Below are 21929 nucleotides of genomic sequence, written 5' to 3'. Positions count from 1 at the left end.
TTTAAACTGTATTTGTCTTAAAGACTAAATTTATTTATTTTTCTCTTTTAACGTTCCTGAAATTAGCGATGTCCCGATAATGCTCCTAATCTCAAAGTAAAGCTAAGCCTCACATAAGTCAGCCCATCTTTCTTTTGTGTACCTAAATTAGGATGTAGCTAATCTCATGTTAGGCGAAGTAGCGTCTTAATTGCAAAATAACACTAATCTAAGGAAAGGTAATAGACCATTCATCCCATGATTTTCCATTACTTAGTACTCCAGCTAAAATTCTTGGTCTGATTTCATCTGAATATATAGAATTATCCCATTTTCTCATATATCCTTTCCCAGACCCAGATAGATTAACAAGTCTAAAATAATCTGCTAATCTTCTCAGTTCTTTGTTTTCCCATGATAATTTATTAATAATAGAATTAATAGTTGTACCAATAGGAGTAAAATTATTGACTTGACTTTCAATTTGATTAGAAAACTGAATATAAGATGTTGTTGCACAACCTTCTTTTCCATATATTTGACTTAAGTTTTCCCACTCTGAAACTTGATTAGGACCTATATATGTCATTTTACTAACCACCCATGTGGCTAAATCAGCAACACAAATTAAATCTAACATTTCTCGTGGGTGATTGACTTGTTTTTTATCCTCTCGATAAAGAGTTTGTTCAATATTTTTTATAGGAGTAGAATTTTCGTTTTTCCAAGAATGAGAATGTGCAAGTAAACCATATGTTATTGGACTATGTAATTCTTTATAAGGTGTTCCAAATCTATTTGGAAATAATTTTCTAATTTCTACTGAATTTCTTATAGCTTCTTGAATATGCTTCGCTTTTAAAGTAACTTTACATTCAAATGCCGCTAAAACTCCTCCTGCTAAATATAATTTTTTATCTATTAATTTTTTTGGATATTCAGGTTGTAGGATTAATATATCAATTTGAGGACTAGCTTTACCATCATGACTTAAAATTCTTCCTTTTGTAACAATTTGAAAAGTTGGTGAAAGCCAATCTCTAAATAATGATGCCCAATTTTCTTCTCCTTGATCCCCAGCTGTACCAGGGTCTTCTGTAGCTCTTCTTTGAATTCTATAATATTCTTCTGACATATTTCTTGTTGCAGACAACATAAAATCAAATAATTCATTATTTTTTTTCATTTAATCCCCCCTAAAAAATTTATTCTCAATTTTAGCTAAAACACATAACTAAAAATTAATAATTAGCTTTATTTAACTCATTTAATTTTAATGCCAATTCTTTAACTCTATTTAGAGCTTTAGTATCTTGATTAGCAGGTTTTTTATTAGTATTTAAAGAAAGAACTTTTCCAATTGATTTAACATTAATATGTCTAAATATAATATTTGCTCTTTTAATTACATCATTGGGACTGCCATCTCCTCCACCTGTTAGAATAAGAACATCCTTCTTCTCTTTAAGCTCTAAATCAACCCCTCTTCTTATACATCTCTTAAAAATCAAGATTTCGATAATTATATAACTTGATTTTCCTTTTCCAAGCCCAATATATCTGCTATATCTCTTAAAGAATTAATTATATATGTAGGTTTAATCTCATGTTTCCACTTATCTTCATTTCTATTTATCCAACAGGTTTTGATTCCAACTCTATTTGCACCCATTATATCTGACAATGTATCACCTATATGAAGTATTCTTTCAGGTTTGACATTATAATACTCTATAACTTTTTTAAAAACTTTACCATTAGATTGATTTTTATATGCTTTTAACTTTTCAGAAATAAAGACTTCATCAAAGTTAAAGTTTTCTATATGAGAAGAAATCATATCAATATCTGAATCGCTTACTAAACATATTGGAATAGCTTTACCAATAAAATTAAAAAAATGATTAGTATCAGAGTAAGGATTAGCTAAACTATGCTCATTAGCCCAAATTTCACTAGCTTTTCGAGCCGAAAATTTCAATCCCGTCTTTATAAAGACTTCTTTATAATACTCTCTAAAAATAGATTTTAAATTTGAGAATTCTTTTGCTAAAATAACATCTTCATGAAATCTTTTGTAAATAAATTCACCCATCAAATTGCTATATTCTTGAGCTAATTTTTCTGAATAATCTTTTTCAAGAATTCTCTTCCAAATATAATTTCTTCTAGTATGTACATCAACTAAAGTCTGAAACATATCTATACTTATAACTTCAAATCTCCCTATCATTTCCCCACCATACTTTCATACTTTTGATTTTGTCTAACTCTTATATTAACGACATACTTCGTTTAAATCACTGTATAATAGATATTAACGACACATGTCGTTAATATAAATTCTAACTCTTCTAGATAAATCCAATTAATTACTATAATACAGTAAAATCTAATTTTTTTCAATTAATATTCCAAAGTTGTCTATTTATTGAAAATGATTTAATAAATTTTTAATATCAGATTTCTCAATTCTGCATTGTCAACCACCCCTTCCTTTGATATAATTAAGCAAAATGAGATTTCGAGTAGAAAGGATGGAGTAGGATGAAATATATCAGTACACGGGCAAATTATGATTTAGTCAGTGCAGCAGAGGCGATTCGTTTAGGGATGGTACCGACAGGAGGATTATTTGTACCTGAGAATGTACCTACCTTTACTAAAGATGAGATTTATCAGATGAGCAAGCTTAGCTATCAAGAGATTGCTTATCAAGTATTAGAGAAGTTCTTAACTGATTATAGTCAAGAGGAGATCAGAGAGGTTATCGCTGCTTCTTATAATGATAATACTTTTGCTAAAGAGGATATAGCACCAGTTGTCAAGTTGAATGATAATACTTATATTTTAGAGTTATGGCATGGTCCGACAGCAGCTTTTAAGGATATGGCATTACAGATACTACCACACTTATTGGTTAAGGCGATTCAAAAGGGTGATTCAGATAAGGAGATAGTTATCCTAGTAGCTACTTCTGGTGATACAGGAAAGGCAGCTTTAGAAGGATTTAAGGATGTAGATGGAATTAAGATTATTGTCTTCTATCCTAATGATGGAGTAAGTAAGGTACAAGAGGCTCAGATGCTGACTACAGAGGGTGATAATACGGTAGTAGTCAGTGTTGAAGGTAACTTTGATGACTGTCAAAGTGCTGTTAAAGAGATCTTTGGAGATGTTGATTTCAATCAATTAATCAATCAGAATGGTTACCAATTCTCTTCAGCCAACTCTATCAATTGGGGAAGGTTAGTACCACAGATTATTTACTATTTTGCAGCTTATGCTGATCTACTTAGAGATGAAGCTATTGAAGCCGGAGAGAAGATAAATGTTAGTGTACCAACTGGTAACTTCGGTAATATCTTAGCAGCCTATTATGCTTCACAGATGCGACTGCCAGTTAATAAGTTTATCTGTGCATCTAATACAAACAAGGTCTTGACAGATTTTCTTAAGACAGGTGTTTATGATATCAATCGTGATTTTCATAAGACTATCAGTCCATCGATGGATATCTTAATCTCTTCTAATCTAGAGAGATTCTTATTTGAGATGACAGGACATGATGCTGAGAAGATTAATGGATGGTATGATGACTTAAAGACTACTGGCAGATTTGAGATCGATGAAGCTACTAAAGCGAAGATTAAGGATATTTTTGTAGGAGAATGGACTACAGAAGAGGAGACTCAAGCTACAATTGCTCAAGTCTTTGAAGAGTATAACTACACTCTAGATACCCATACGGCAGTAGGGATTGACTCTTATCAGAAGTATTTAAAAGAGTCAGGTGATCAGACAGTAACTATAGTTGACTCTACAGCAAATCCTTATAAGTTCAGTAAATCAGTCTTAGAGGCTTTAGAAGGAGAGAGTCAAGAAGAGAATGAGTTCAAAATTCTAGATACTTTAAATCAAGTAACGGGCTTGGAGATTCACCGAGGTTTGCAAGATTTAGAAGAGAAAGAGATTAGACATAATAGAAGCTGTGCTAGTCAAGAGATAACAGCAGAGATTAAGGATATTTTAGGAATAAAATAACTTAAAATTATTATAAAAGGAGTAGAGTCGTAATTACGACTCTACTCCTTTTTTTATGAGAGTGAATAATAGCTCTTTTGTGACAAAATCAATCAACCATGAATAGTATATATTAACACAATATGGAAGGAGGGGGAACTATGAGTGAAAATACTGTACAAGGCTCACACAAAGACTGTTGTAAGCCAGATTGTAAAGATAAGAGGAAGTTGCCTTTTGACCGTGCTTTCTGTGTTAAATTTGATCTATGTATTGAAGCAAAAGTTACGAATTTTAGGATTATAGATTTGGGGCCATGTCCTGATTTTCATAATTAGAGGATTTAAAGTGTTAGATTAAATAAGTGTAGATACTTATTAAGTATCTACACTTATTTAATCTAAATTCTATGTGACCGAAACTTAACTATGATACATAATATATACTATCTAAAAGTATAAAAGGAGGTGTTGTTTGATTAATGGCAGATAAATATTCGACTAAAATTACATGTGAGAGGTACTTTAGAATTAATTCAGCAGAACCTATAAACCCCGAGGATATAGAGATATCAGTCAATTATAATGGTGATGATAACGATAATCATGCCGAATCTGTAGAAGAACCTAACCTATTAGTTATGGCTATTTTATGGGCCTATTATCAGGCTGGTGAGCAAGGCTTACTAAAAGAAGGTTTACCTGCTCCTTGGGAAGAGATTGCTGAGGGTGATGAAGATGATAAATGGGTAGAATTTTTAGAATGTATTAGTAGTCATTCAGATTGGTCAAATTGGATTAGAGATCCCCAAGAGGCTAAAGAACAGATTATTGAAATATATAATGAAATAGAAGGAAGATAAGATTCTTTTGGGATAGGTATAATTGCTTATCCCGTTTTATTCTAAAGTAGGAGATATACATAGGGGAATAAAATAAACTTTTAACTATTAAGCTAATATGTTATAATAACAATATAAACTTAATTAGTTAAATTAATAAATGTAAGGGTTGAGATAATTATGAATGGTTTATTAAAAGGTAGTTTTGATTTGATGAAGCAACTTAATATCTCTGTTATTTTAGAGGTGATTAGAACTAAAAATGCTATTTCTAGAGCTGATATAGCTGAGATTACAGGATTAACTCCTGCTAGTGTTTCTAAGATTACTAAAGATTTAATGGAGAGAGGATTTATTCAGGAGTCTGGTTTAGGAGAGTCAAGTGGAGGTCGTCCACCAGTCTTATTAACATTAAATCCTAAGGCTGGCTATGTGATAGGAGTTAATTTAGGTCCTGGTTTTTTAGAGATTGTATTGACTGATTTAGAAGCAAATATCCTAGCTGAATCCCATGAGAGATTAGAGAAGATAGATCAGGATTATATTTTAGAGAGTCTATTTACTTTGATTGAGAATATTATTAGTAATAATAAAATAGCTAAAGAAGATATTATAGGAATTGGAATGGCGGTTCATGGTGTAGTTAATAGTCAGACTGGTATCTCTGTCTTTGCTCCCCATTATCATTGGAAAGATGTCGCAATTAAGGACTTGATAGAAGAGAAGTTTGATATACCTACTTTTATTGACAATGATGTAAGGGCTATGGCTTTAGGGGAAAGCTGGTTTGGTGTTGCTAAAGGGATTGATAATTTTATTACTATTAATATTAGTAATGGAATTGGTTCTGGAATTATGATTGGTGGTAAGCTCCATTATGGTGTTGATTATAGTGCAGGAGAGCTAGGGCATACTATAGTAGATAATGATGGACCAAAATGTAGTTGTGGTAATTATGGTTGTTTAGAGAGTTTAGCTTCTAATACTGTAATTGTTGAAAGAGCAAGAAAGTTAATCAAGCAAGGTGTACAGACAGGGATTACTTCTTTAGTAAAGGGAGATTTAGCGAAGTTAACTACTACAACTGTCTGTAATGCTGCTAATCAAGGTGATGATTTAGCTCAACAGCTTTTAAAAGATATTGGTAGATATTTAGGAATAGGAATTACTAACCTTTTAAATATATTAAATCCTAGGATGATAGTGATTGTAGGGGATATAGTTAAAGCTAAGTCTTATGTCTTTTCAGCTATCTTAGAGACTGTTGAAGTTAGAGCCTTAGAGACTATAGCCAAAGATACAAAGATAGTTGCAACAGATTTAGGTAAGAATGCAGCAACTATTGGTGGAGTAACCTTGGTATTAAAAGAATTGTTCAAAGGTGCTAAATTATTGGAAAAAGGTAATAAATAACATTAAAGCTATTACTTTAGGTTTATAACTACATAAGTTTATAAGAAACTTATGTTTTTTATTTAATAATTTATTGTTTCTCAAGATAATTTGCTTTTTTAGGAGGTTTAATGTGATTAAAGAGAGTAGTTATAAAGGATTAAAGAGTATTATCATAGAAAATAATCGATTAAGAGCTGAATTTATTCCAGAGTATGGTAGCAAGATGGTTTCTTTCTTTAATAAAGAAAGAAAGAGAGAGTTTTTGTTTCAAAGTAATGATCAACAACTCAAGGTCCCTAAATATAATGCTGATTTCTCCAAATTTGATTCTAGTGGCTTTGATGAGGTCTTTCCTAGTATAGATGCTAGTTTTTATCCAGATGGCAGCTGGGCTGGAACACCTATCCCAGACCATGGTGAAGTATGGGCTCTTTCATGGAAAGCTCAAATTAAAGAAGAGATACTTGAATTTGAGGTCTATAGTCCAAGGTTTCCTTATAAATTAAGCAAAAAGGTTAGCTTACAAGAAGATGGGATAAGAATAGATTATAAAGCAAGCAACTTCTCTGATGAGGAATTTAAGTTTATTTGGACTGCCCATGCTCTATTAAATTGTGACCATCGAAATACTAAAATTATCTTACCACAAGGAGAAGATAAGATAATAAATGTAGAAAGGAATAGTCAATATTTAGGAGAATGGGGTGAGCTACATTCATATCCAATTGTTAAGACTAAAAGTGGTAAAAAGATTGATATGAGCAATGTTGAACCCAAAATAGCTAATAATTGTGAGAAATTCTATATTCCCCATAGATTAAAGAACTCAAGGTGTGGAGTGGAGTATACCGATACTAGGGAGCGTTTAATTTATAACTTCCCAGTTGATAAAGTGCCTTATTTAGGAGTTTGGAAGACTCAAGGTGGCTATCGTGGTGATTATAATATTGCTTTAGAGCCTTGTACTGGTATTTATGATGATCTGTATTTAGCAGATAGGATTGGTAGAGCTACTATAATCCCTGCTAGAGAGAGTTATAAGTGGTACTTAGAGATGAAGCTAGAGAGGTATTAAGGTAATAAAGTAAATCTGTAAATATAAAATAATGTTTGACAATATGATGGCTATATACTATAATTATATTTAGTGAAAGGGATTACTGATATAAGTATCTAAGATAAATGTATTTTTTTAGCCATCTTACTTTATTTAATTAATTAAGTTTTACAAGAAGTATGAATTATAGATAAACAACTCTAAAAAGAAATTTAAAACCTTATTTCTGCCACGAATCTACACGAATGAACACGGATAAAAAGATTAAGTAGAAATATAACTATTATTTGATTTTAATGCGTGTTAATCTATATTAATCTGTGGCTAGTAATTCTTTTATTTTTATTTCACTTTAGAATTGGATATCTATATTTTAGTAGCCTTATAAGAGACTTAATGAATTAAGAAGATGAAAGACTGTTAGAATTAATTAAAATATAAGATTCTACTATATATTAAGAGTTATAAGTGGTTATAAGTTGATAATAAGTATAAGAACCCACTATATCTTTGGAGTAGTATTATCAACTGTATATTATCTATTTTAATATGCAGTTGTAGAGATTCTATTCTTAAGGTATTAGTGGGTTTTATTTTTACTAACTTTGTTTCATAAGTTAATTAAGTTATCTTGGGAGAGCTTATAAAGAACACTTTTAATCAAATAAGGAGGAAAGATAATGAATCTATTTACAATTGTATCATTTTTATTTTTTACTGGTTTAGTTGCTTTAATATCTTATAGGTTGACACGTAACGAGGATCTGGACAGTAAAGATGGATATTTTCTTGGAGGTAGAAGTTTAACTGGTTGGGTAATAGGTGGATCTTTAATGTTAACTAACCTCTCAACTGAACAGTTAATCGGATTAAATGCCCAAGGTTATACAGATAATATGTCGGTAATGGGCTGGGAAGTTGGCTCGGCAATTGCTCTTGTAATAGTTGCCTTTTATTTATTACCAAGATATTTGAAAGGTGGAATTACAACTATACCAGATTTCTTAGAAGAACGTTTTGATTCTGGGACTAAGAGAATCATTACTATATTATTTTTATTTGGATATGTATTAAATCTTTTACCACCTATTCTTTATTCAGGTGCGAGAGCTATCAATGGAATGTTTAATATTCCACAATTATTAGGTGTTAGTCAATGGACTGGTTTATGGGTTACAGTTTGGGCTATAGGTATTATAGGTTCTATTTATGCTATTTTTGGTGGCTTAAAGGCAGTAGCAGTTTCTGATACAATCAATGGTATTGGATTACTTATTGGTGGATTATTAGTTCCTATTCTTGGTTTAATGGCTTTAGGTGGAGGTTCACCAATAGAAGGTTTCCAAACTATTATGCAAAATACACCAGATAAATTAAATGCAATAGGCTCTTCATCAGATCCTGTTCCCTTTAGTACTATGTTTACAGGAATGCTATTAGTAAACCTTTTCTATTGGGGTACAGCTCAACATATCATGCAGAGAGCATTAGGAGCTAAGAACTTAAAAGAAGGACAAAAGGGTGTTCTTATAGCAGCAGCGTTAAAATTATTAGGACCTGCATTCTTAATTTTACCAGGAATTATTGCTTATAATATGTTCGGACCTGGTTTAGAACCGATGCATGCTTATCCAAAATTAGTTAATGCAGTATTGCCAAAGCCATTGGTGGGATTTTTTGCAGCAGTACTATTTGGCGCGATTTTATCATCCTTTAACTCTACGTTAAATTCATCTGTAACATTGTTTTCATTAAATATTATTAAACCATTATTTAAACCAGAGGCTTCAGATCAAGAGCTTGTAAAGAGCGGAAAGATTATTGGTACAGTACTTGCTATCTTTGCCATGTGTGTAGCGCCATTAATTGCTAAGGCACCTCAAGGATTCTTCCAATACATGCAAACTGTAAATGGATTCTATAATGTACCTATCTTTACTATTGTATTTATTGGATATGTAACAAAGAGAGTACCAGCAATTGCAGCTAAGATATCACTCTTTGTATTTATTACTGCTTATGGAATAACTCAATTATTCTGGGATACAGGAGTACACTTTTTACACATTTTAGCGGTATTATTTGTGATTTGTTCTGCGCTTATGCTAGTTATCGGAAAATTAAAACCAAGAAAAACAGCTTTTATATTAGAAGACAAGAAGGCAGTAGAATTAACTCCTTGGCAGAAACTATATCCTGTTGGAATAGCTATAACTATTGCAATGATAGCAGTTTATAGTGTGTTTTCTAGTGTAGGAATTGCTGGTTAATTCAATGCTGGAGTAAGTAAATTTTTAGAGACTAAATTATAAATAAAAAGCTAAGGTTGATTCTTTGTCAAAGAATCAACCTTAGCTTTTTATTGTTTATTCTATAAATCCTTTCGGTATTTTGATGGGGGGATCCCCTTAACTTTTTTAAAAATCTTGGAGAAGGTTAAAGGATCTTGATATCCTACGGAGCGAGATATATCAGCGACTGATAAGGAGTTATTTTTTAATAGTTTAGATGCTCTGTCCATTCTAAAATTAATTAAAAATTCTTGTGGTGACAGGTTAAGGTAATCTTTAAAGATAGACCAGAGATAGCCTCTATTTACACCAATATAGCTGCTAACCTTAGAAATGCTTAAATTATGATTATAGTGATTTTTAGCTATATATTCTACTGCCTTTTTTAGATAAATCTCTTTTGTACATATATCACTATTGGATAGCTTATTATTATTTCTTATAATATTAAGCTCAGCTAAAAATAAATATAATAGACCTAGTAGTTTAATCTCTTTTACCATCTTAAGATTTTTAGTAGAGTTCATTTTTTTAAAGATACTTTCGATTGAATTATTTTTGGGGTCAGTAGAGAATATAGGGTTTTTCTGTGTAAGACTAGCTTGTTTTAGGTAGCTTTCTGCTTTAAGACCATTAAATCCAATCCAAGCATAGGTCCAAGGATCATCTTCATCTGCTTCATAATAAGTAACGATATCAGGACAGATTAGAAAGCCCTGACCAGTATGCAATTGATATACTTTATTATTTACTTCAAATTTACCCTTACCTTCATAAATGTAGTGAATTAAATAGTGATCTCTAACTGCAGGACCATAGTAGTAGCTTGCTTCACAATTTTGAAATCCACTAACATAGATGTCTATGTCAGTAAGGTGTAATCTATCAACATTAATATCTAGTTGTTGATGGGAATAGTTGTCAGACATAAAATTACCTCCTTTAAGTTAATAAGCTTATCAAAAGCTTTTATCTACTATTAACTTTATTTCTTAAATTTAAAAACTTTTTATAATAGCACTCCTTATAGTTTTTTACTATTAAGCAAATTTCATAAAAATAAGCGCTGTAATTTCAAGATTCTTAGTTATACAAAAAAGACTTCACTCCATTTTTGTCGACTATATTAGCTAATTATATAAAATAGAGGTGAAGATATTATGTATATTCGATAAGACTATTTATTTTCCCTTGAATATCTACTCAGTATATATTCAAAGAATAGGTTAGAATTAATTTTTGGAAACTTAATATTTGGAGTAAAGTTAATTATCTTCATAGCTCTGTATAGTGTCGAAGGCCTAACCATAGAAGGGTTGTCAAAAAAGATCAACTTAAATAATGGCTATTGTATTTTAGGGTTTTAGGTTCAATTATACTAAAAAATATTTTCAAATAATTTTAAGGATATATTATATTGACTTTAATTATAATCTATTAAATTTATGTTTTGAAATATTTTTTCTTGTAGAGAAAAAGAATTTTTAAATCGGTTTATTTGACATTAGACCATATTCAGTTAACATATTTCCATTTACATTATACAAAAAGGTAATTATAATATAAGCATAATAAGTTAAATAATTCTATAAAACAGATAAATTGACACTTTGATTTGTGTATTATTAATTTAATTAATTAATTAAGTTGGGGTAATTCTATAATTATATAAGCCCATCTTATAATGTCTACTAGTGGTATGTATTTAGATATTATAAGATGGGTTTTTTGTTTAGGTTAAGAATATATCTTAATAAAAAATCAAGTAATTAGATAGGAATATAAGAGATTGTTCTAAAGAAAGGGGGTGAGGGTGTTATTTAAGTGAGAAATAACTATTATAAGTTATATAATCTTCTCTATCTTTATAAAAACTATAAAAAGAGGGAGTGGGAACATGAATAAAAGAGTATTAACGATATTTATAATTGGGATGTTGATTATTGTCTTTTCAGCATGTAGCAATGATGAAAAGATAACTGAAAAAGTAACTAAAAAAACACCCCCTACAGCAGAGGTAACTGCTGAGGCTAATAGAAAGTTAGCAGGAAAGCTTACTCTTGATCAGATGTATGTTTATAAATCTCTATCAAATTATCAGCAGGCACCAGAACTTGCTGGTTTAGTAAGTAAAGGAGAGTTAGCTCCTCTTAAAGAGAGACTACCTAAAAGTCCAGCTGTTATTCAAAAAGAAATGATGTCTGATGGCATTGGAGAATATGGGGGAGTTTGGAGAGATACCTTTGCAGTACCAGTAGAGAGTTGGAACTGGGCAGCAGGGCATACTCAAGGATATTTTGGAATTAATCAGATTGTTCAAGAAGGATTAGTTGAATTAGGACCAATGTGGATGATGGCTAAGCCACAAGTTCTTCCTAGATTAGCAACTGATTGGGAATGGTCTAAAGATGGTAAGACTTTAACTATGAATCTGATTAAAGGGGCTAAGTGGTCAGATGGCCAACCATTTACAGCAGATGATGTATTATTTACTTATAACCATATGATTTTAGATCCTAAAGTCAGCAGGAGTATAACCTCTGCGACTACTTGGACCTTTGCTGGTAAGGTTACTGAACTTGAAAAGGTAGATGACTATACAATTAAATGGCACTTTGGTGTAGCTAAGCCTGTTGCTGCCCTTTACAATATGGTTGGTAATAATAAGTTTGCTATAGCACCGGCTCATATTTATAAGCCACAGCATCCTGCTTTTAATAGTAAGATGAGTTATAGTGAATTTGAAAATATAGCTCCTCCAACTAAATTACCTGTAGTAACTATGGGACCTTATGTTCCAGTAGAATACAGAACAGGACAGATGCTGATATTAACTAGAAACCCTTACTTCTGGCAGGTAGATGAAGAAGGTAAGCAGTTACCATATTTTGATGAGGTCTGGTTTACAGAAGCTAAGTCTGGAGAGGTTAGAACCTTGAATTTAATTAATGGTTCTGGTGATAGGACTAATATTGAGAATCCAAGTACTTTTTCTATGATTAAACAGGCTACTTTACAAAAAGATTATATTGATATTAACTTTGGTCCTTTTGATTCTGGATATCATGTATATGTTAATATGTCAAAGTATGCTAGTGTAAAAACTGAAAAAGATAAAGCTAAACGAAATTTATTTAGAAATACTGAATTTAGAAAAGCATTATCTTATGCAGCTAATCGTGAAGGAATAGCTAAAGTTTTATTCCCTAATCCACGATTTGTTCAAGCTTGGTATGGAGCATATCCATCAGGTTCTATTTATTATAACGATGAAGATGTTACTGCTTATAAGTATAATGTTGCTAAAGCCAAAGAGATAATAGTAAAATTAGGTTTTAAAGATACTGATGGTAATGGAATTGTAAATTGGACTGAGGGTGTGTTAACAGGTGAAGATTTAGTTATTGTAGCAGAAATGAGTGCTGACCAAGCTGCTAGTATCAGTATAGCAGAAGCACTAATTCCAATGTATAGAGAAATTGGGATTAAGCTAGTGGTTAAGCCATTACAAGGAAATGTAGCTAATCAAAAAGATATGATTGGTGATTATGATCTAAGAATTGTCAGAGAAGATGCAAGAACTGTTCCTGATACTAAACCAGAAACACTTGGACCAGTTAATGAAAGTGCTCCTTGGTGGCATTTGACTTCAAATGATGGTAAAAGGGATTTATTAGCTTGGGAAGAGAAACTAGCTGATTTATTAAGACAATCTCAAGTAACAATAGATCCTGATAAAAAAGCAGAAATTTTCTCTAAGGTTCAAGAGATATATACTAAAAATTGCTATACCATTCCTCTTATAGAGGTAAGACGTGGAATTGGAGTTAATAATAGAATTAGAAATATTGCTCCAGATACTCCAACTTATCAATATGATTGGACTCTGTCTAACTTCCCACTTGAGATTCTGTGGACACCAAAGGCAGAACAGAAGACACCACAGCACCATGATAAGATTGTTATACCAGATAGCTATAAATAGATTATTCTCATCCTACAGTAATTTGCTTGGATGATTATTCTTCAAGCAAATTACTAATTCTATATAATTACGAAGGGGGAATAAAAATGCTAAGTTATATTCTTAGAAGGATCTTATATGCAATTCCTTTATTAGTAGTTATTAGTTTTATCTCCTTTATTATTATTAATCTACCTCCAGGAGATTATTTAACTACTTTTAAAAGTACCTTAATGTCTAGAACTGGGATATCTAAATTGGAAGCTGAAAGAATAGCAGCAGAGGTGGAAAAAAAGTATGGTCTTGATAAACCTTTTATAGCTCAGTACTTTAACTGGATCAAGAATATAGTATTAAAAGGTGATTTTGGTTATTCTTTCAACTACAAACGACCAGTTTCAGAAGTAATCTGGTCTCGGTTAGGGATGACTATGTTGATTGCTTTAGGGGCTCATATGATTTCAGTAGTAGTAGGGGTTATAATAGGAATCTTCTCTGCTATTTATAAATATGGAGTTGTAGATACCATTTTTACAGTACTATCTTTTTTAGCTCTTTCTGTTCCTCCATTCTTTGTGGCTTTAGTATTAATGTATTTAATTAGTGTAAAAGTTGGTGGACATGTAGGAGGATTTTTCTCTCCAGAGTATGTAATGGCTGACTGGAATTGGGCTAAATTTATAGATTTCTTAAAGCATATTTGGATACCAATATTTGTTGTTGGTTTAGCTGGAACAGCTCGGAATATGCGAGTGATGAGGACTAATTTATTGGATGTTTTAAATCAACAATATATTATGGTAGCACGAGCTAAAGGCTTAAAGAAGAATCATGTTATTTTCAAGCATGCTCTTAGAAATGCTATTCAACCGATAGTAATGTATTTAGGGATGTCATTACCATTTTTAATTCAAGGTGCGATGGTAAGTAGTATTGTTTTAAGCTTACCGACTACTGGACCGATGTTCTTTACTGCTTTAAATACTCAAGATATGTACTTGGCTGGTTCTTTTCTAATGATGCTCTCTGTAACCCTAGTTATTGGTAATCTTTTATCTGATATTTTATTAGCATTAGTAGATCCGAGGGTTAGCTATGAGTAATGAACAATTAAGTATTTCAAAAGACCAGCAGAGTATGAATGTAGTAATAGAAGAGAGGGTTAAGGTAGAGAGCTTTAAGGATAAGGTTATTCGTAGATTTAAAAAGAATAATTTAGCTGTAGTTGGTTTGGTATTAGTAAGTATAATTATCTTAATTAGTTTATTTGCTCCTTTTTTAAGTCCTTATGATTATAAAGGTTCGAAAGTAGCTAATTCTTATTTACCACCTCAAAGGATACATTTTATTGATGAAAAGGGAGACTTCCATTTGCATCCCTTCGTGTATAAACTTGAAGAGGGAATGGATCCTGACACTTGGGAGCGAACATATGTAGAGGATACTGCTAGAAGATATCCTATTAATTTCTTTGTTAGTGGATGGAGTTATAAAGTCTTAGGTCTTTTTAAGATGGATTTACATCTATTTGGTGTAGAAGATCAGGTGACATTCCATATTCTAGGGACAGATCAATTAGGACGCGATCTATTGAGTAGGATTATTTATGGGAGTAGAGTTTCGGTTACAATTGCTTTATTAGGAGCAACAATAACTGTCATAGTTGGTTCAGCAATTGGGGCTATATCTGGTTATTATGCTGGAAAGGTTGATATGATAATTCAACGAATTATTGAGATGATCAAGATGTTTCCTAAATTGCCATTATGGATGGCTTTAAGTGTAGCAATTCCAGCTGAATGGCCTCCTATGGCGACATTAACAGGTATTATTTGTATTTTTGCCTTTTTAAGCTGGACTGATTTAGCTAGAGAGGTTAGAGGAAAGGTGCTCTCTTATAGAAATACGGAGTTTGTTCTTGCTGCTGAGACCTTAGGAGCTCCTACCTCTTATATTATCATTAAGCATATATTACCAAATGCATTGAGCCATATTATAATAATTGGAACCATTACGATTCCTCAACTTGTTTTATCAGAAAGTGCATTAAGTTTTTTAGGGTTAGGTTTACAGCCACCAATGGTTAGCTGGGGAGTATTATTAAATAATGCTTCTAACTTACAAACAATTAGTCAGTATCCATGGCTAATGATACCAGGATTATTTATATTAGTTACAGTTCTTGGATTTAACTTTTTAGGAGATGGACTTCGAGATGCTATCGACCCATATGGAGATTAAAATATATCAATGGTAAGGAGGCAAATTTATGAGTGCAGAAGATATGGTGGCTAATATGAAAGATGATAAATTATTAGAAATTAAGAGTTTAAGGACTCATTTTCATACTCCAGAAGGTAAGGTGCGAGCAGTTGATGGAGTTGATTTAGTAATACCTAGAAATACTAGTGTAGCTTTAGTAGGAGAAAGTGGTTCAGGTAAGAGTGTTACTTCTAAATCGATTATGGGCTTATTACCCCAGCCTCCAGCAGAGATAACTGGTGAAATATTATATTATCAGGGGGATCAATCTATAAATTTATTAGAGCTTGATCCTGATGGTGATGAATATAGTCAGATTAGAGGTAATGAAATCTCTATGATCTTTCAAGATCCAATGACCTCTTTGAATCCAGTATTCACCATCGGAAATCAGATTATGGAAGTAATATTGCGCCATACTGATTTGACTAAAGCTGAGGCAAAAGAAAGAGCAATTGAGTTGTTAGATAAGGTAGGAATTGCAAATCCTAGACAGAGAGTAGATGAATATCCTCACCAGTTTAGTGGAGGAATGAGACAGAGAGTGATGATTGCTATTGGTCTTGCTTGTAATCCAACCTTATTGATTGCTGATGAGCCAACTACAGCTATTGATGTTACTATTCAGGCTGGAATACTTGAGTTAATGAAAGAATTACAGGAAGAATTTAAAACATCTATGTTGATGATTAGCCATGATTTAGGCGTTGTTGCTCAGGTAGCAGATAAGGTAGCTGTAATGTACTTAGGAGAGGTAGTAGAGTATGGTGATGTGCTGGATATCTTTCATTCACCACAGCACCCTTATACTAAGGCATTATTAAAATCGATTCCTATTTTAGGTCAAAATAGGGGTAGGGAGTTTGAAGTTATTGAAGGTACAGTTCCAGACCCCTTTAATATACCAGTTGGATGTCGATTTCAGACCCGTTGTAATAATCAGTGTCCTAGCAAGTATCAAAATCCACCAATGATTGAAGTAAAGCCAGGTCATATTACTAAATGTTGGCTATATAAGGGGGATGAGAGCTAATGGCAGTAGAGCTTGAGAATAATTATAGCGAAGAAGATAAAGATGTAATTATTGAAATTAGGAATTTAAAGAAATACTTTCCGATTCAAAAAGGAATCTTTAAAAAGACGGTTGCTCATGTTAAAGCAGTTGATGATGTAAGTATTAAGATTAAAAGAGGTGAGACTGTGGCTTTAGTTGGAGAGAGCGGTTGTGGGAAGTCCACCTTAGGTCGCTGTGTAATGAAGATCTATGACTCTACTGAAGGGGAGATTAACTATTATCCTAAGAAGGCAATTAAAGATAAGAAAAAGCTAGATATTGCTAATATCGAAAGAGAATATTTAGCTAAATTACGAGAAGAGATACAGATGATCTTTCAAGATCCCTATTCTTCTTTGAATCCGAGAATGAATATTTTAGAGATCCTAAGTGAACCTTTTCGTTTTCATAGTAAAAAATGGACTAAAGAAGAGATCAGGGATAGAGTGGAATATTTATTAGAGGCAGTAGGCTTAAGAAGTAGTTATTTAACTAGATTCCCTCATGAATTTAGTGGAGGACAGTTACAAAGGATTGCTATTGCTAGAGCCTTAGCTTTAAATCCTGATATTATTGTAGCGGATGAGCCGGTATCTGCTTTGGATGTCTCTATTCAGGGGCAGATAATTAATTTAATGAAGAAACTACAAAAAGATTTAGGATTAACTTATCTTTTTATCTCTCATAACTTAGCTTTAGTTGATAGAATTGCTGATAGAATTGTGGTTATGTATCTAGGAAAGGTCATGGAAGTAGCTGCTACTAGTGAATTAGTCAGTAATATTAAACATCCTTATACAAAAGCGTTATTATCTGCAGTGCCGATTGCTGATCCTACTATTAAGCAGAAGCGGATTATTTTATCAGGAAATATTCCATCGCCGAGCAATCCACCAACTGGCTGTGTGTTCCATACAAGATGCCCTTATGCCAAAGAAAAGTGTAAAGTAGAGGTACCTGTATTGCAAGAAGTAGTTGATGGACATCAAGTAGCTTGCCATTTTAGTGAAAAGCTAAATTTACAAAAGATAAATCTATAAAATTGATTTTCAAAATTTGCTTAAATAAATAGAAATAAGTTGACAGAGGAAATTTTATTATATCAAAGCAAAAAGGAGGTGAACTCCTACAAGCTATAAGTATAACTTAGATTAAAAATTATTTGAATATTTCAAAAATAATCATTATAAAATAAAAGGGGGAAAAATAATAATGAGAAAGATTTCTTTATTACTTACGTTTGCTTTAGTTGTAGCTTTAACGGTACCAGCATTCGCGGTTGTAGACAATGTGGAGATTACAGGAGAGGTTGAGACTGTTTTTGAGATTGGTCACTATGGGGAGGATGAGGATACCACTGCTGAATTATGGCAAGAGGGGGATGTGCTAGATATTGATTTGCCTGAAGCAGGGGATAGAAAGGATGGCGATGATTTTCCTGCTGAAAAAGCATTTTACCAAACAATTAATCTAAATATCACAGGAAATGTTGATAATATCAAGTTCGACTTAGCTGTAGACACTATTACTAATAGTTTTGCTGAGGCTACTCGTGTACCTTATAGCAATACCGGTTATGATTTAGGTGAAAATGATGATACAAATCAGTTCAAAATGGATACTGCTTTATTAACAGTCACTAATGATGTTTCTACACTTAAAGCAGGGGATTTAAATGGTACTAAGGTAGATAAGTATTTCATCAATGATGAAGATATGGAAGGGGTGGATATAACTACAACTGTTGCTGATGTAGATGTAAGGTCTTTTGTATTAGGTAAAGATGAAAAAGAAGATGATTTCTATGGTGTAACTGTAGCAAAAGATTTTGGTGCTACTAAGCTTACTGGTAAATTATATCATGCAAGAGAGGCTGCTGAAAAGGTTACTGACTTAGCCCTAGAAGCTAAGTCAACTGTTAGTAATGCTTTAACAGTTAATGGTCAGTTGGCATTTAATAGCGCAAAAGAGGCTGATACAACTTCTTCATTCTTCAATGTAAATGCTAACTATGTACTTACTGATATGGTAACTGTACGTGGTGAGTTTGAAACTGTTGGAGAAGATTTTGTATCCTATTATAATGATTTGGAGAAAGATGATGATTATAATAAGTTTAATGTTGGTAGTGACTTTGCATTAAATGATAACAATACTTTAAAAGCCGATTATACTGTATATGATCATGCTAATGATCCTGAAAAGAAGAATGCTATTAAGTTAGCTTTAGATAATACTACTGGAGCATTTACTAATACTGCTTCTGTAGAGTTTACTAAAAATAATGGCTATGAAGAAAATACTGATATAACTGTTCTGACTTTAGAATCTGAATATGCTATGAGTGATATTACTACGATAACTGCTAAATTAGTAAAGCAAGCTGCTGATGATGTATCTGCTAATAATGATTATGTTAAATATACTTACTTAGCAGCTGGTTTGGATCATAAATTATCTGACAATATTAGTTGGAATACTGAAGCTAAATATATTACTGGAAGTAATTCTGATGATACTGATGATGGAGAAGGTAATTCTCTAAAAACTAAATTAAAGGTTAGTTTCTAATTTAAATTAATTAAGCTACAACCTTCTAGGTATTCTCTAGAAGGTTGTAATTATATTAGATTAAACTAATTTACCGATTTATATTTTATTAATAAATAAAGTAGGAGAGTGATATTATGCCATTTAAAGTGACCTTTATTGGAGCGGGAAGTGTAGGCTTTACACGGAATTTATTGAGTGATTTATTAGTAGTTGAGGAATTTCATGATATTGAAATTGCCTTTACCGATATCAACCAAAGAAATTTAGAGATGGTAACTCAGCTTTGCCAAAGAGATATTGATGAGAATGGTCTTGAGATTGAGATAGTAGCTACCACCGATAGAAGGGAAGCTCTTAAAGGTGCTCGTTATGTGATTAATGTAGTTAGAATTGGCGGTTTAGATGCTTTTAAATTAGATGTAGATATTCCATTAAAGTATGGTATTGACCAATGTGTCGGCGATACTCTCTGTGCTGGAGGAATTATGTATGGTCAGCGAGGAATTGCTGCAATGTTGGAGTTTTGTAAGGATATTCGTGAGGTTAGTGAGCCAGGTTGTATTATGTTAAATTATGCTAATCCTAATGCTATGATTACTTGGGCATGTAATGAGTATGGTAAGGTTAAGACAATTGGACTCTGTCATGGTGTGCAGCATGGACATCAGCAAATAGCAGAGGTATTAGGTCTAAAACAGAGTGAAGTAGATATTATCTGTGCTGGTATCAATCATCAAACCTGGTATCTTCAGATTAAATATAATGGTGAGGATATGACTGATAAATTATTAGAGGCATTTGAAAATCATCCAGAGTATAGCCAGACTGAGAAAGTAAGAATCGATATGTTACGCAGATTTGGTTATTATAGTACAGAATCTAATGGACATTTAAGTGAATATCTACCTTGGTATCGTAAGCGCCCTGAAGAGATTAAAGATTGGATAGACTTAAGTGATTGGATCAATGGTGAGACAGGAGGATATTTAAGGGTCTGTACTGAAGGGCGGAATTGGTTTGAGACTGATTTCCCTAATTGGTTACAGCAGCCTGCTAAAGAGTTTAGTGCTGAAAAGCGTAGTGAAGAGCATGGCTCTTATATTATAGAGTCTTTGGAGACAGGTAGAATCTATCGGGGGCATTTCAATGTGATTAATAATGGAGCAATCACTAATTTAGCTGATGATGCTGTGGTAGAAGTACCAGGCTATGTTGACGCTAACGGAATTAATATTCCTCAAGTAGGTGATTTACCGTTGGGATGTGCTGCTGTTTGTAATGCAAGTATTAGTGTTCAACGTTTAGCTGTTAAGGCAGCTGTTAATGGAGATGATACCTTGTTACGTCAAGCGATGATGATGGATCCCTTAACTGGAGCAGTCTGTAATCCACCTGAAATCTGGCAGATGGTAGATGAGATGCTAGTAGCAGAAAAAGAGTGGCTACCACAATATCAAGAAGCAATTGCTAGTGCCAAAGAGAGATTAGCGTCTGAAAATTTAATTGAGACTGCTGAAGGATATCAAGGGGCTGCTCGCCTAAAAGTTAAGACTGTAGAAGAGATGAGGGTTAATCGAGAAGAAGCAACTAAGAATGCTAGTAATGCTAATAAAGCCAAAGACAGAATAGCTGTTGATAAGTAAGTTATTATAGCGTTTTACAGACCTTAACCCTGCTTGCTATAATTATTTAATAGAGCAAATCCAGAGGGTTTAGGAATGGCTGGAGATTAATTAAAGGTAGTTTGACTTTCCCCCTGTTTGTGAGACAGTAAGTTAAGGTATATAATATAATCATTCAAGGGGGAATAAAAATGACTGAATCTAAAAGAACATATGATGAACAATTTAAACGAGAAGCTGTTGAATTAAGTTTTAATTCAGATAAAACTTGTAAAGATATCGCTCAAGATTTAGGTATTGATTATAATGCTTTAATTAGATGGCGTAAAGAATATAGAGATAATGGTAATCTAGCTTTTCCCGGTCATGGCAAACAAAAGCTTTCACCAGAAGAGGAAGAGATTAAAAGACTTAAAAAAGAATTACGCATTGTTCAAGAAGAACGTGATATATTAAAAAAAGCAGTAAGCATCTTCTCACAGAAACCAAGATGAAATATGGTTTCATCCGAGATCACAGTAATGAATTTGCTGTCGAGAGGATGTGCAAAGTTTTAGAAGTATCTCGGTCAGGATATTATAAATGGTTAAAAAGAAAACCAAGTAAAAGAAAAGAAGAAAATGATAGACTAAAGCTTAAAATATCTGAAATATACTGGCAAAGTAAAGGTAGCTATGGTAGCCCTAGAGTTTATAGAAAGCTTAGAAATCAAGGCATTAGATGTAATAAAAAGCGAGTAGAAAGACTAATGAAAGAACTTGGTTTAAAAGCAATCCAGAAACGAAAATTTAAGGCTACAACTAACTCTAATCATAATTTGCCTGTAAATGAGAATATCCTGAATCGAGAATTTGATGTAAAAGAAAGAAATAAGGTCTGGGTTTCAGA

Annotated in this window: 17 protein-coding genes and 1 pseudogene; 14 read left to right on the top strand and 4 right to left on the bottom strand. The window is 32.5% G+C overall.

Going from position 1 to position 21929, the window contains the following annotated elements; translation table 11 throughout:
* Positions 1-208 precede the first annotated feature (208 nt).
* The 3 genes from BX659_RS15395 to BX659_RS15385 are packed head-to-tail and all read right to left on the bottom strand — an operon-like array spanning position 209 to position 2212.
* Positions 209-1165 (bottom strand): DUF6602 domain-containing protein, encoded by a 957-nt coding sequence (locus BX659_RS15395; protein WP_097019211.1) that lies wholly within the window; start codon positions 1163-1165, stop codon positions 209-211.
* A 55-nt stretch (positions 1166-1220) separates the two neighbouring features.
* Positions 1221-1490 (bottom strand): hypothetical protein, encoded by a 270-nt coding sequence (locus tag BX659_RS15390; RefSeq protein ID WP_106231941.1) that lies wholly within the window; start codon positions 1488-1490, stop codon positions 1221-1223.
* Between the two features lie 11 nt (positions 1491-1501).
* Entirely contained in the window at positions 1502-2212 is a 711-nt protein-coding gene (locus BX659_RS15385) for an HAD family hydrolase (RefSeq protein WP_097019209.1), read from the bottom strand.
* A 314-nt stretch (positions 2213-2526) separates the two neighbouring features.
* Between BX659_RS15385 and thrC the strand changes: the two genes are divergently transcribed.
* From thrC to BX659_RS15360, 6 genes are all read left to right on the top strand, one after another.
* Entirely contained in the window at positions 2527-4023 is a 1497-nt protein-coding gene (thrC, locus tag BX659_RS15380; RefSeq protein ID WP_097019208.1) for a threonine synthase, read from the top strand.
* A 140-nt stretch (positions 4024-4163) separates the two neighbouring features.
* On the top strand, positions 4164-4340 hold the full coding sequence (locus BX659_RS19095) for a hypothetical protein (RefSeq protein ID WP_172431987.1): 177 nt from the start codon (positions 4164-4166) through the stop codon (positions 4338-4340).
* A 143-nt stretch (positions 4341-4483) separates the two neighbouring features.
* Positions 4484-4864 carry a hypothetical protein gene (locus BX659_RS15375; protein ID WP_097019207.1) on the top strand — a complete coding sequence of 127 codons (381 nt, stop codon included), beginning with the start codon at positions 4484-4486 and terminating at the stop codon, positions 4862-4864.
* Positions 4865-5023: 159 nt separating this feature from the next.
* Complete coding sequence (locus tag BX659_RS15370) at positions 5024-6256, top strand: ROK family transcriptional regulator (protein ID WP_097019206.1); 1233 nt, start codon at positions 5024-5026, stop codon at positions 6254-6256.
* A 112-nt stretch (positions 6257-6368) separates the two neighbouring features.
* A complete protein-coding gene (locus BX659_RS15365; protein ID WP_097019205.1) occupies positions 6369-7313 on the top strand; it encodes a DUF5107 domain-containing protein in 945 nt (314 codons plus the stop codon).
* A 662-nt stretch (positions 7314-7975) separates the two neighbouring features.
* Positions 7976-9565 (top strand): solute:sodium symporter family transporter, encoded by a 1590-nt coding sequence (locus BX659_RS15360; RefSeq protein ID WP_097019204.1) that lies wholly within the window; start codon positions 7976-7978, stop codon positions 9563-9565.
* Positions 9566-9666: 101 nt separating this feature from the next.
* Here the strand turns inward: BX659_RS15360 and BX659_RS15355 are convergent, their stop codons facing one another.
* The gene (locus BX659_RS15355; protein ID WP_097019203.1) at positions 9667-10515 is read right to left on the bottom strand and encodes an AraC family transcriptional regulator; all 849 of its coding nucleotides are present in this window, start codon (positions 10513-10515) and stop codon (positions 9667-9669) included.
* A 968-nt stretch (positions 10516-11483) separates the two neighbouring features.
* Here BX659_RS15355 and BX659_RS15350 point away from each other — a divergent pair.
* The 8 genes and pseudogenes from BX659_RS15350 to BX659_RS19500 all read left to right on the top strand — a co-directional run.
* Positions 11484-13571: an ABC transporter substrate-binding protein gene (locus tag BX659_RS15350; protein ID WP_097019202.1), complete on the top strand. Its 2088-nt coding sequence runs from the start codon at positions 11484-11486 to the stop codon at positions 13569-13571.
* Positions 13572-13657: 86 nt separating this feature from the next.
* Entirely contained in the window at positions 13658-14653 is a 996-nt protein-coding gene (locus BX659_RS15345; protein ID WP_097019201.1) for an ABC transporter permease, read from the top strand.
* Positions 14646-15791 (top strand): ABC transporter permease, encoded by a 1146-nt coding sequence (locus BX659_RS15340; protein ID WP_253250799.1) that lies wholly within the window; start codon positions 14646-14648, stop codon positions 15789-15791. Before BX659_RS15345 ends, BX659_RS15340 begins: the two co-directional genes overlap by 8 nt.
* 28 nt (positions 15792-15819) lie before the next feature.
* Positions 15820-16845: an ABC transporter ATP-binding protein gene (locus BX659_RS15335; protein ID WP_253250798.1), complete on the top strand. Its 1026-nt coding sequence runs from the start codon at positions 15820-15822 to the stop codon at positions 16843-16845.
* A complete protein-coding gene (locus BX659_RS15330; RefSeq protein ID WP_097019200.1) occupies positions 16845-17906 on the top strand; it encodes an ABC transporter ATP-binding protein in 1062 nt (353 codons plus the stop codon). Before BX659_RS15335 ends, BX659_RS15330 begins: the two co-directional genes overlap by 1 nt.
* Positions 17907-18078: 172 nt before the next feature.
* The gene (locus tag BX659_RS15325; protein WP_097019199.1) at positions 18079-19437 is read left to right on the top strand and encodes a hypothetical protein; all 1359 of its coding nucleotides are present in this window, start codon (positions 18079-18081) and stop codon (positions 19435-19437) included.
* A 116-nt stretch (positions 19438-19553) separates the two neighbouring features.
* The gene (locus BX659_RS15320; protein ID WP_097019198.1) at positions 19554-21062 is read left to right on the top strand and encodes an alpha-glucosidase/alpha-galactosidase; all 1509 of its coding nucleotides are present in this window, start codon (positions 19554-19556) and stop codon (positions 21060-21062) included.
* A gap of 170 nt (positions 21063-21232) precedes the next feature.
* Positions 21233-21929, top strand: a pseudogene (locus tag BX659_RS19500) (IS3 family transposase); the annotation flags it as partial.

It is taken from the genome of Orenia metallireducens (assembly GCF_003001995.1).
GTDB classification, from domain to species: Bacteria; Bacillota; Halanaerobiia; order Halobacteroidales; family Halobacteroidaceae; genus Orenia; species Orenia metallireducens_B.
Note: the sequence above shows the minus strand (reverse complement) of the source record. Positions and strands in the feature narration are given on the sequence as shown.

Bases quoted from the DNA above. Each gene is read 5' to 3' on its own strand.
- BX659_RS15395 (WP_097019211.1), bottom strand. From the start codon at position 1,165: ATGAAAAAAAATAATGAATTATTTGATTTTATGTTGTCTGCAACAAGA.
- BX659_RS15385 (WP_097019209.1), bottom strand. From the start codon at position 2,212: ATGATAGGGAGATTTGAAGTTATAAGTATAGATATGTTTCAGACTTTA.
- thrC (WP_097019208.1), top strand. From the start codon at position 2,527: ATGAAATATATCAGTACACGGGCAAATTATGATTTAGTCAGTGCAGCA.
- BX659_RS19095 (WP_172431987.1), top strand. From the start codon at position 4,164: ATGAGTGAAAATACTGTACAAGGCTCACACAAAGACTGTTGTAAGCCA.
- BX659_RS15375 (WP_097019207.1), top strand. From the start codon at position 4,484: ATGGCAGATAAATATTCGACTAAAATTACATGTGAGAGGTACTTTAGA.
- BX659_RS15370 (WP_097019206.1), top strand. From the start codon at position 5,024: ATGAATGGTTTATTAAAAGGTAGTTTTGATTTGATGAAGCAACTTAAT.
- BX659_RS15360 (WP_097019204.1), top strand. From the start codon at position 7,976: ATGAATCTATTTACAATTGTATCATTTTTATTTTTTACTGGTTTAGTT.
- BX659_RS15355 (WP_097019203.1), bottom strand. From the start codon at position 10,515: ATGTCTGACAACTATTCCCATCAACAACTAGATATTAATGTTGATAGA.
- BX659_RS15350 (WP_097019202.1), top strand. From the start codon at position 11,484: ATGAATAAAAGAGTATTAACGATATTTATAATTGGGATGTTGATTATT.
- BX659_RS15345 (WP_097019201.1), top strand. From the start codon at position 13,658: ATGCTAAGTTATATTCTTAGAAGGATCTTATATGCAATTCCTTTATTA.
- BX659_RS15340 (WP_253250799.1), top strand. From the start codon at position 14,646: ATGAGTAATGAACAATTAAGTATTTCAAAAGACCAGCAGAGTATGAAT.
- BX659_RS15335 (WP_253250798.1), top strand. From the start codon at position 15,820: ATGAGTGCAGAAGATATGGTGGCTAATATGAAAGATGATAAATTATTA.
- BX659_RS15330 (WP_097019200.1), top strand. From the start codon at position 16,845: ATGGCAGTAGAGCTTGAGAATAATTATAGCGAAGAAGATAAAGATGTA.
- BX659_RS15325 (WP_097019199.1), top strand. From the start codon at position 18,079: ATGAGAAAGATTTCTTTATTACTTACGTTTGCTTTAGTTGTAGCTTTA.
- BX659_RS15320 (WP_097019198.1), top strand. From the start codon at position 19,554: ATGCCATTTAAAGTGACCTTTATTGGAGCGGGAAGTGTAGGCTTTACA.